Below are 11,544 nucleotides of genomic sequence, written 5' to 3' on the forward strand. Positions count from 1 at the left end.
ACTGAATGCATTCCATTTTCCACCATCAAGAAGCACCTGTTTGGATTTATCCAAAAATCGACAACGAGTGGAAAGAACTTATTACTAAAGAATTTAAGATACATCCTGTCACCGCTCAGATCCTCCTTGCTAGAGGCTTTACCACGCTCGAGCAAATTCATGATTATCTTTATTCCAAGCTCCCTGATCTGTACGATCCTTTTTTAATGCCAGAAATGCAACAAGCTGTGGATCGCATTAGCCAAGCCATCAAAAACAAAGAAAATATTCTTATCTATGGGGATAATGATGTGGATGGAATGACAGGCACAGCTTTGCTGACTGAATTTTTACAGTTTGTGGGTGCTAATGTATTCTTCTATGTCTCTAATCGGGGCACTAACCGTCAAAGCTTGATAGTAGAAGCCTTAGAATATGCGCTAAAAAATGAGTGTAAGCTACTGATTACCGTAGACTGTGGAATTACAGCAGCCACAGAGATTGCCAAAGTTGTAGAAAGGCAAGTCGATGTAATTATCACTGATCATCATGAGCCTACCGATAAAATCCCCCATTGCGTGGCTACCCTTAATCCTAAGCTACTCAATAGCTCCTATCCTAATCGAGATTTAACAGGTGTAGGTGTGGCTTTTAAACTAGCCCATGCAGTCACCCTTCAAATGGTAGCCGAAGGGCTTATCTCCCCTAAAAAAATTGATCTTAAACGTTACCTAGACCTGGTTGCCCTGGGAACCGTGTCTGATATGGGCTCTTTGCTTGGCGAAAATCGCATTCTTGTAAGCTATGGTTTACGCCAGCTTAAGAAAAATAAACGCATCGGCCTAGCTAAACTCATTTCTATATCTGATGCCGATTTGAACGAACTTTCCACTTTCATGATAGCCTCCAAGCTAGCTCCCCGCCTAAACAGTTTAGGACGTATTGCTGATCCACAGAAAGGCGTTCAGATGCTTTTAGCGCGCAATGTTATTGCTGCTGAGAAACTTGCTGTAGAGCTCGACCTTAACAATATGGAACGCCAGAAAATTGAACGTACCATGTCTTTAGACATTGAAAATACGGTGGCTATACACCCTGAAATTTTTAAAAATAAAGCCATTGTTTTACATTCTGATAAATGGCATCCAGGAGTAATTGCTATCCTATCTACACGTATTTCAAAGCAATACAATCGTCCCACTGTCATGATCGCCATTGATCATGGGGTCGGCAAAGGCTCCTTGCGCTCTATTCATGAATTCCCTCTTCTCAATGTATTAAAAGATTGTTCAGATATTCTTGTCAATTTTGGAGGACATGATTTCGCGGCAGGCTTAACAATTAAAGAGCAACATATCGAAGAGTTTAAAAGACGTTTTATCAAGGCAGCCGATGAGAAATTACGTGATCATGATGTAATGGCCAAACTGATGTTGGATGCAGAGGTTAACTTTCATGAGCTTACTTTTGATTTCATGGAATCCATTCGCCTGCTCGAGCCTTACGGCAATGAAAACCCTCAGCCCATCCTTTATACCATCGCTAAGCAAGCTTGGCCTCCTAAAGTGGTGGGTAAAACACATTTAAAGCTTTATTTAGAGCAGGATGATCGTATGCTAGAAGGGATTGCTTTTGGGCAAGCTGCACAAAGTCCTCTTTTGCGCAAAAAAAATTTGAAACTACGTATAGCTTTCACTCCACAGATTAATAATTTTCAAGGTCCCAGTATCCAACTGCTGATTCGAGATTTCCAAATTATTGATGAAAGCAAGCCATATGTCTGAAATTCTCGTTGGCAAGGTGATTGCTCTAAGCTCTGAGGGGCAGGGAATCGTTCGTGAGAATAACTTGGTTGTTTTTATCCCTTTTACTACTCCCGGCGACACGATCCGCTATCATATTGTAAAGCGTAAAAAAAACTTTGCGACAGGAAAATTACTAGCTGTGCTTAAACCAAGCTTGCAACGAGCAAAACCCCTTTGCCGTTACTATGGCGAGTGCGGAGGATGCCAATTACAGCATCTAGCTTATGAAGCCCAGTTAAAAAACAAACGCGAGATTATTGAAAATGCTTTGATACGCATTGGAAAATTTTCAAAGGTTACGGTTTTACCTGTGGTTGCTGCTCAGATGAACTGGATGTATAGACGTCATATTACCCTCAAAATTATTCCTCATCAAGGGTTTTCCAGGCTAGGTTATATAGCTATTGATAACCAAACTATTCTGCCCATTAAGCATTGCCCTCTATTTCTTGCCGAAGAGGATTTGGCCCTTGCCGAGGTGCAGACCTTGCTAGGGAAAATTTCTTCTCAACAAGCTACTGAAGGAAAAGCAACTCTTTTTAAAACAGAAGCAAGCCACTTAATTTTAAGTTTAAATTTTGAGAAGCTTGATAAGATAGAAGCAGAGATTATCGAAGAATTCTTAAAGCAATTTCCACGCTGGAAAGGAGTCATCATAAAGGGAGGATCAAAAAAATGGGTGTGGGGTGATCCCACCAACTTTCTCGCGGTCGGGGATTTAAAATTTCTTTGCTCCCCTGAAGTCTTCGTCCAAAATCATGCGGAGCAAAGCTTGAAGATCTATCAGCAAATCATTGATTTGCTTTCTCACAAAAAACAAGCTACCATTCTTGATCTTTATTGTGGCATTGGTATCTCTTCTTTACTTTTAAGCCAGCAAGACCATCGGGTCATTGGAATAGAATACAATCCTCTATCAATCGCTATGGCCAAAGAAAATGCCTACCTTAACAGATTGACGACCCCTCAATTCATTGAAGGAGACGTGGAAAAAATCCTACAAAAAGAAATGCACGGCCAGCATGCCGATATCATTATTCTCAATCCTCCTCGCCAGGGAATTACCCCCACCGTCGGAGCAGAAATTTTACGACGTTGCCCACAAGAAATTATTTATGTTTCCTGTATGCCTTCTACTCTTGCTAGAGATCTTTCACTTATCTGTGTTAAAGGTTATAAAATCTCTCTTATTCAACCTTACGATATGTTTCCCCAGACAAGCCATGTTGAAACTCTTGTCCATTTGATACGTGGCTAAAAATAAGATTAACAATGTTAACATACAGGCTCTTGTAATGGCGAAATCTATTGAAGCATGGAGAAAAAAACTTATGGCAGATCTATTTTAAACGATTCTAATGGGGAAAGCTGTCAAAAAAGAGCTAGGAGCTCAGCTAAAAGGGTGCCTGTTTGATCTAGATACTTGTAAGAGGTAAAGTAAGGGATTAAAAAAACAAAGTCTTATCTTGTTTCAAATGAATAACAGTACTTCTTAGGCGCTCCACCCTTAGGCATGATTAAATCATTACTTGCTAGATAGCTCAAGAAGCTCTTCATCTTTCTGTAATTTCTCACTAGCATATTGAAGCGCCCAGCCATCTTGCTTAACAGCCTCAAGAACGACTCTCCTATCGTTCTGAAGCTTTTGGCTAGCATACTCAAGCGCCAAACCGTCTTGCTGAACAGCAATGATTACAACTTCTCTATTATTTCGAAGCTCCAGGCTAGCATGTTGAAGGGCCCGACCATTACACTGGACTGCAGCAACTACAACTTCTCTATCGTTTTGAAGCTTTTGGCTAGCATACTGAAGAGCCCAGCCGTTTTGCTGCACAGCAGCAAGAATAATTTTTTTATCTTGCCGAAATTTTTGGTTAGCATACTGAAGCGCCCAACCGAATTGCTTAACGGCAGCAAAAACAACTTTTCTACTATTTCGAAGCTCGGGACTAGCATACTGGAGCGCCCAGCCGAATTTCTTAACGGCAGCAAGAACGACTTCTTTATCATTTTGAAGCTCTTGGCTAGCATACTGAAGCACCAAACTCTTATGTTGAACAGCAGCAAGGACAAATTCTTTATTATCTCGAAGTTCAGGACTAGCGTACTGAAACGCTAAATCGTCTTGCTGAATAGCAGCAAGAACGACTTCTCTATCATTTTGAAGTTTTAAGCCAGCATACTGAAGCGCCAAGCCATTTTTCTGAACAGCAGTAAGAACGATTTCTTTATCGTTTGCAAGTTCTTGGCTAGCATACTGAAGCGCCAAGCCATTTTTCTGGACAGCACTAAGAACGATCTCTCTATCGTTTTGAAGCTCTGCGGGAGCAAATTGAAGGGCCAAGCCGTTTTTCTGAACAGCAGCAAGAAGGGCCTCCCTATCGCTTTGAAGCCCTTGAAGAGCAGATTGAAGCGTTGAGCCATTTTTCTGAGCAGCAACAAGAGGGGCTTCCCTATCACTTTGAAGCCCTTGGGGGGAAGACGGAAGGGTTAAGCTATTTTTCTGAACAGCAGCAAGAGAGGCTCCTTCATCACTTTGAGACTCTTTGTTAGTAGGCTGAAGCGTCAAATCACTTTGCTGAACAGCGGTAAGCACAGATTCTCTATCATTCGAGAATGCGGGAATAGCCTTCTTAAAAGCTTTGTTATTCTTTTGAGCAGCAGTATGCAGAATTTTTTTATCAATTTCTTTCTTATGAGTAACGTCCCAGATCCCCACCATTATATTTCCTAATACAGGAATCAACAAAGTTACACACCGTTTAAAACTTTTTTGATTAAGATGAGCATAGTAAGGATTTTTGGTCTCTTTTTGCTTAAAGAGTAAAATAACAGCTTTTTGAAAGATATCGACTAAATTAGTCACCGTGCTAAAGATAGGTATATAGTCAGCCTTATGATCTATAAACAGGCAGACTTTAGATAAAGAATTCATTTACATGGCACCTTATATTGTTTATTAACCTAATGTAGAGGTTATCTTTTTTTTTAAATAAATAGTTAAATTTAATAAAAGAAACTTCTAATCTATTTAAAAACATTTATTTCTTAAACGCTCTCTGACTACAAAAAATTAAAAATGCACTATCGGAGTATAAGCTACACTGTAATTATTGAAAATCTTTTAGCAAAAAACGGGATAAACATTTCTTAATTTCAGTCACATTTAAATATGCCCCTCATGGGCATTGTTGCATAAATGGCAAGAAGCGTAGACGATTAAGATTGCTCTTTAACGCTTAAGAGCTATAAAATTTAGTTTGCAAAAACAAGAATATAGGCAAGCTATCAAAAAAGCCCTCTTCCCTTATCACCTACGTAATTGACTCCATTATAACAAAGCTTTAATACAAAGAGGAAGCATTACTTTATGGTTGTCGGATGGGGGCATTAAAGGGTGAAGGAAAAATATAAGCTTAAAGGGAGAAGGAGCACTCAAACATTTACTCCCCTGTCGCTATCCTATGCATGCTGATGATTAAAGCCGTTTATCATTTGCCTCTCCTGAGCTATTCTAAGATTTTTTTTAACATTGATTGTCTTGCTGGCCTTTAAGGCTGCCTTTTCCCTGCTACACCCGCATCTATAGGCGTGCTAAAAAGCTTGGACAGAAATTTGAAGGGGCCAAGCCTTAAAGTGTCTGACAAACGCAGCCTTTACTTCCTCTCGGATGAAAGCTATGGTAAAGGAGAGCGGAAAGTGCGCCAGCCTGGCAAAACAAAGCGAAAGACTTGGAGAAAGATTTACTTAAGCATTTGTCCAGATTCGCATGAAATTATTTTTAAGTAAATTGGCGTAAAGTAATAAAGCTGATGATTTAGTGGCGAGCCAAATGATCCCCAATCTACCTAAGAGCACAAAAACCGCTTATGGAGATAGTGCCTACGATAAGCGAGCTTTCTATCGATCATCTTATGTTCAAGGTATAGATCCTTTAGTACCTCCAAGAAGAGAAGAAAGATTTAAAGCCAAGAGCCAGACGAGCCGGGAAAGAAAGAAATAATACGCTTTCGAGCAACTCTTTATGTAATTATATACTTAATAAAAAGCTTGTTTTTAAGGATAGAGTCAGCCTGAAAAAAGGTTATTTTTTTTCCGGTTATGCAGACGTAGTTTTTTTAAAGGATATAATGCCTTAAAGTCGTTAAAGGTTTAGGAGGAGACAATGAGGCCAGGCAGCTTGAAACTTTGCGGCTATCCTCAAAGATCGCTTGCCAAAAGGGCGACACACCGCTTTAAAAGAAGTTTAAAGGAAATTTTCGCTCTAGTGACGCTAGCCTAGCAGCGAGCAAAATCGCAACTTTAAAAAACTTATGTTTATATAAATAAAAAAGAAATCAACCTTTCTCCAAGCTAACTCTCCTCGTAAAGGCAAGCTTTTTATTAAGTATATGACTGCATAAAAAGTTGCCCAAAAGGGCACTATATGCTACATCATTTGGCGATGAATAAGATGGCATAGCTTGCCATGCCTAAAAAGCAATGTTCAAAGAACAGCGGATGCTAACTTTGGTGATAAGCTTAATGCAAGACTCCTCTTTAAGCAGGCAAGCTATTAGGCCATTTACGCTGCAAGACCTCTTACACCATAAAACAAAAATTCTTTCTCTAAATCCTTAAAACTTTCTAAGTCAGCAATTTGCCCTTTTAACATTATAGGTGAGGAGGCAGATATTTTTTCAGCTATAGCCTAAAACGCTGCTTCAACTCCTCGGGAATATCCTCAAGCAGATTTCCGCCTAACTTAAGATCTAGCCGCTCAGGTAGCTGCCCAATCTCTGCAGGAAGAGTGGTAAACTGGTTGTGGCTTAAGTGAAAGTTTTGCAGCCGCGAAAGCTGCCCTATCTGTACCGGAAGAGTGGTGAGTTGGTTGTTGCTTAAGTCAAGCTTTGTCAGCTGAGAGAGTTGGCCTATCTCTGCTGGAAGAGAGGTAAGCTGGGTGTCCTGCAAGCCAAGCTCCCATAACTGCCAAAGCTGCCCTATCCCTGGAGGAAGGGCAGTGAGAGGGTTGCGGTTTAAGTTAAGGTCTCGCAGCTGCAAAAGCTGCCAAATCTCTGAAGGAAGGGTGGCGAGATGGTTGTTGCTTAAGTCAAGGTCTGCCAGCTGAGAGAGTTGGCCTATCTCTGCTGGAAGAGAGGTAAGCTGGTTGTTGCTTAATACAAGGCATTGCAATCGCGAGAGCTGCCAAATCTCTTTAGGAATAACAGTGAGATGGTTGTGGCTTAAGTCAAGATTTCCCAGCTGCGAAAGCTGCCCTATCTGTGCAGAAAGAGCGGTGAGTTGGTTGCCGCTTAGGTTAAGCCCTTGCAGCTGAGAGAGTTGCCCTATCTCTGCTGGAAGAAAGGTAAGCTGGGTATTCGCTAAACTAAGACCTCGTAGCTGGGCAAGCTGCCCTATCTCTGGAGGAAGGGCAGTGAGAGGGTTGTGGCTTAAGTCAATGTTTCCCAGCTGCGAAAGCTGCCTTATCTGTGCAGAAAGAGTGGTGAGTTGGTTGCTGCTTAGGTTAAGCTCATACAGCACAGAGAGCTGCCATATCTGTGCTGGAAGAGAGGTAAGCTGCGTATTCGCTAAGTTAAGGCTCCGCAGCTGGGCCAGCTGCCCTATCTCTGGAGGAAGGGCAGTGAGAGGGTTGTGGCTTAAGTCAAGGTATTGCAATTGCGAGAGCTGGCAAATTTCTTTAGGGATCATGGTAAGCTGGTTGTTGCTTAATATAAGATATTGCAATTGCGGGAGCTGCCAAATCTCTTTAGGAATAACAGCGAGATAGTTGCGGCTTAAGTTAAGGTTTTGCAGCTGGGATAGCTGCCAAATCTCTTTAGGAAGGGAGGTAAGCTGGTTGTGGCTTAAATCAAGGTTTCCCAGCTGCGAAAGTTGCCAAATCTCTTTAGGAAGAGAGGTAAGCTGGGTATTACCTAAGTAAAGGCTTTGCAGCTTAGAGAGCTGCCTTATCTCTGCAGGGAGGGAGGTAAGCTGGTTTTGGTTTAATTCAAGCATTTGCAGCTCAGACAATTGCCCGATTTCTGCAGGAAGACTGGTGAGCTTGTTTTGATTTAAGTAAAGCCCTTGCAGCTCAGACAATTGCCCGATCTCTGCAGGGAGGAAGATAAGCTCATTGTCGGTTAGATTAAGCTCTTGCAGCTTAGAGAGCTGCCCTATCTCTGCAGGGAGGGAGGCAAGCAGGTTGTCGTTTAGGCTAAGCTCTTGCAGCTTAGAGAGCTGCCCTATCTCTGCAGGAAGGGAAGTAAGCCGGTTGTAGCTTAGGTTAAGCTTTTGCAGCTTAGAGAGCTGCATTATCTTCACAGGGAGGGAGGTAAGCTGGTTGCCCTCTAATTGGAGTATTTCTAGCCAAGAAAGCTGCCCTATCTCTGCAGGGAGGAAAGTAAGGAGGTTGTCCTCTAATTGGAGTACTTTTAGCTGCGAAAGCTGTCCTATCTCTGCTGGAAGGAAGGTAATCTGGTTGCTGATTAGGTCAAGCTCTTTAAGCTGAGAAAGCTTCCCTATCTCTGCCGGAAGAGACGTAAGCTGGTTGTAGCTTAAGCTAAGCATTCGCAGTCGCGATAACTGCCCTATCTTTGGCGGAAGGCTGGTAAGCCGGTTTTGGCTTAGCTTAAGCTCTTGCAGTTGAGAAAGATATCCTATCTCTGCTGGAAGGAAGGTAAGTTGATTGAGCCTTAAGTCAAGGTTTCGCAGCTGCGAAAGCTGTCCTATCGCCCCTGGAAGGAAAGTAATCTGGTTGCTGGTTAGGTCAAGCTCTTTAAGCTGCGATAGCTTCCCTATCTTCGCAGGAAGGACAGTGAGATGATTGTACTCTAATTGGAGTATTTCCAGACGAGAAAGCTGCCCTATCTCTGCAGGAATGGAGGTGAGCTGGTTGTTGTTTAAGTAAAGATATTCCAGCTGAGAAAGCTTCCCTATCTCTGCAGGAAGGGCAGTGAGATGGTTGTTTTTTAAGAAAAGCTTCTGTAGCTTCGAAAGTTGTCCTATCTCTGCAGGAAGGGAAGTCAGTTGGTTGTCACTTAGGTTAAGCTCCGGCAACTGAGAAAGCTTTCCTATCTCTGCAGGAAGGGCTGTGAGATGGTTGTGGCTTAAGTCAAGATTTCGCAGCTGCGAAAGTTGTCCAATCTCTGGAGGTAAAAATGTCAAGCCGGTAGACATTAAATTTACCATTGTAATCCCTTTGCCATATCTTTCGATCCAATCTCTAAGAAGCTCTCCTTGTTTTTCTAAAGGCAAGTACTTAATGTTTTCTTGACTTAGGTATTCCTCTCCACCAGGAAGTTTTTTCCACATTAACAAGCGATTAATATTTATAAGGTAAAACGAATAATTAGCTAGCGTATAACACCTCTTTTCCTTGGTTTTCCATTTAAATTCTAACTCCATAGGAGCAAGGGTCCTAGCTAGAACAAAAGTTTGCTTAAAGATTGCCTTGGCTTTCTCTCCTTCACAAACCCCATCCTCTAGCTTATAAACCCTATCTAAAATATGAGCCTGTTCGTTAATCGTCCCTTGAGGAAAATGAATGTTGCCTATTTGCCTATAAAGAGAGGGCATAATTTTTGTAGCCAACAGATGTCGCCATCTTGTACAAACACTAAAGAGGGAGGGGCTAGCACAAGCCTTTAAGATAGGCGCTAGTATTTCATTAGGTAGGTTTTCAATGGTAATAGAAGAGCTGGGGCTCATGGTATGGCCTCTTTAAGATGTATATACATGTATTTTATCCATTCTGTAGGGGATTATCTATACATAGAAAAAGTAGAATAAGCAAGAAAATAGTAGGAATCAATTTTCAATATCTAAACGTGGAAAACAGAGAAATATAAAAAGCGTGGAGAAATTCTTTCCGAGTTTTTAGCAGAGAAACAGACCTTTAAATCCTACGCCTCTATAGTAAATCAAAAGCTCTCTCTATATATTTAAAACTTTCTAAGCTTGCTAATGTGCCCTTTAAATGTTATAGGTGAGGAAGACAGATACTTTTCAACTACAGCTCAAAACGTTGTTTTAATTCCTCTGGTATGTTTTCCAGCAGATTTCCGTCTAACTTAAAATCTAAATCTTTAAAGCACAGTGCTATTTCTGCAGTAAGGGCAGTGAGATGGTTATTATTTAAGGGAAGCCATTGCAGCCGCGAAAGCTGCCCTATCTCTGAAGGGAGGGTGGTAAGTTAGTTATGATTTAAGCAAATTAGATAGATATTAGAAAGCTGCCCACTCTCTGCCAAAAGAGACGTAAACTGGTTACATGGTAAGTGAAGCTCTTCTAGCTGAGAAAGGTGCCGAATCTCTGCCGGAAGGGAGGTGAGCTGATTATCGAATAAGTAAAGCTTTTTCAGCTGAGAAAGCAGCCCTATTTCAGCAGGAAGAGAGGTAAGTTGGTTATCCTCTAAGCAAAGGTACTCCAGCTGAGAAAGCTGTCCTATCTCTGGAGGAAGTACAGTGAGATGGTTGTGGCTTAAGTCAAGGTTTCCCAGCTGCGAGAGCTGCCCTATCTGTGCAGAAAGAGCGGTGAGTTGGTTTCTGCTTAGGTTAAGCTCATACAGCATAGAGAGCTGCCATATCTCTGCTGAAAGAGAGGTAAGCTGCGTATTCGCTAAGTGAAATCTTCGCAGCTGGGCAAGCTGACCTATCTCCGGAGGAACGACAGTGAGAGGGTTGTGGCTTAAGTGAAGCCCTCCCAGCTGGGCAAGCTGCCCTATCTCTGGAGGTAGTACAGTGAGATGGTTGTGGCTTAAGTCAAGGTATTCCAATCGCGAGAGCTGCCAAATTTCTTTAGGGATCATGGTAAGCTGGTTGTTGCTTAAGTGAAGCCCTTCCAGCTGGGATAATTGCCCTATCTCAGCAGGAAGGGAAGTAAGCTGGTTACTGTTTAAGTAAAGCTCTTGTAGCTGAGAAAACAGCCCTATCTCAGCAGGAAGAGTGGTAAGTTGGTTATCCTCTAAGCAAAGGTATTCCAGCTGAGAAAGCTGCCCTATCTCTGCCGGAAGGAACGTAAGCTGGTTGCCCTTCAGGAAAAGGTTTTTCAACTGGACTAACTGCCGTATCTCAGCAGGAAGAGTGGTAAGTTGGTTATCCTCTAAGCAGAGGTATTCCAGCTGAGAAAGCTGCCCTATCTCTGCCGGAAGGAAGGTAAGCTGGTTGTTGTTTAAGTCAAGCCGCCGCAGCTGAGAAAGCTGCCCTATCTCTGGAGGTAAAAAGGTCAGGCTAATCTCGTTTAAGTATAACTCTTCAATATCTTGGCCATATCTTTCAATCCACTCTCTGAAAAGCTCTCCTTTTTTTGCTAGAGGCAAATACCTAATTTTTTCTTGCTCTAAGTATTTTGTGCCATCAGGAAGGTTTTTCCACATTAAGAGGCGATTAATATTTATAAGATAAGAAGAATAATTAGCCAGGTTAAAATACCTTTTTTCCTCAGTTTTCCACTTAAATTCTAACTCTACAGGAGAAAGTGTGTTAGCTAAACTAAAGATCTGCTTGAAAATAGCATTTACCTTTACTGTTTCAGTAAGCTCTTCTTCTAGCTTATAAATCCTATCTAAAATAAAAGCCTGTTCGCTAATATCTCGTTGAGGAAAATGTATCTTACCTATTTGCTTATAAAGAGAGGGCATTATTTCTGCGTTCACCAAATGTCGCCATCTTGTACAAACACTAACTAGTACTACTTCGTTATGTTTAAGAGGTATCAAAAAATAGCCTTTTGGATGAGTCATGAATAGCTTGGCAAAAAGGGCAAATAGTAATGCAAAATAAGC

Annotated in this window: 5 protein-coding genes; 2 read left to right on the forward strand and 3 right to left on the reverse strand. The window is 41.6% G+C overall.

Annotated elements, in window-relative coordinates; genetic code table 11:
• Positions 1-5: 5 nt before the first annotated feature.
• Positions 6-1,763 carry a single-stranded-DNA-specific exonuclease RecJ gene (gene recJ / locus NEOC84_RS00470; RefSeq protein WP_166154257.1) on the forward strand — a complete coding sequence of 586 codons (1,758 nt, stop codon included), beginning with the start codon at positions 6-8 and terminating at the stop codon, positions 1,761-1,763.
• The gene (rlmD, locus tag NEOC84_RS00475) at positions 1,756-3,042 is read left to right on the forward strand and encodes a 23S rRNA (uracil(1939)-C(5))-methyltransferase RlmD (RefSeq protein WP_166154259.1); all 1,287 of its coding nucleotides are present in this window, start codon (positions 1,756-1,758) and stop codon (positions 3,040-3,042) included. Before recJ ends, rlmD begins: the two co-directional genes overlap by 8 nt.
• A gap of 267 nt (positions 3,043-3,309) precedes the next feature.
• Here the strand turns inward: rlmD and NEOC84_RS00480 are convergent, their stop codons facing one another.
• From NEOC84_RS00480 to NEOC84_RS00490, 3 genes are all read right to left on the reverse strand, one after another.
• Positions 3,310-4,719, reverse strand: a complete 1,410-nt coding sequence (locus NEOC84_RS00480) for a DUF4116 domain-containing protein (protein WP_166154262.1) — start codon at positions 4,717-4,719, stop codon at positions 3,310-3,312.
• Between the two features lie 1,748 nt (positions 4,720-6,467).
• Positions 6,468-9,470, reverse strand: coding sequence for a leucine-rich repeat domain-containing protein (locus NEOC84_RS00485; RefSeq protein WP_166154264.1), 3,003 nt, complete (start codon positions 9,468-9,470; stop codon positions 6,468-6,470).
• A gap of 484 nt (positions 9,471-9,954) precedes the next feature.
• A partial coding sequence (locus NEOC84_RS00490) for a leucine-rich repeat domain-containing protein (protein WP_207391748.1) occupies positions 9,955-11,544 on the reverse strand: 1,590 nt, incomplete at its 5' end.

The sequence above is a fragment of the Neochlamydia sp. AcF84 genome, assembly GCF_011087585.1.
Classification (GTDB): Bacteria; Chlamydiota; Chlamydiia; order Chlamydiales; family Parachlamydiaceae; genus Neochlamydia.

Bases quoted from the DNA above. Each gene is read 5' to 3' on its own strand.
- NEOC84_RS00485 (WP_166154264.1), bottom strand. From the start codon at position 9,470: ATGAGCCCCAGCTCTTCTATTACCATTGAAAACCTACCTAATGAAATA.
- recJ (WP_166154257.1), top strand. From the start codon at position 6: ATGCATTCCATTTTCCACCATCAAGAAGCACCTGTTTGGATTTATCCA.
- rlmD (WP_166154259.1), top strand. From the start codon at position 1,756: ATGTCTGAAATTCTCGTTGGCAAGGTGATTGCTCTAAGCTCTGAGGGG.
- NEOC84_RS00480 (WP_166154262.1), bottom strand. From the start codon at position 4,719: ATGAATTCTTTATCTAAAGTCTGCCTGTTTATAGATCATAAGGCTGAC.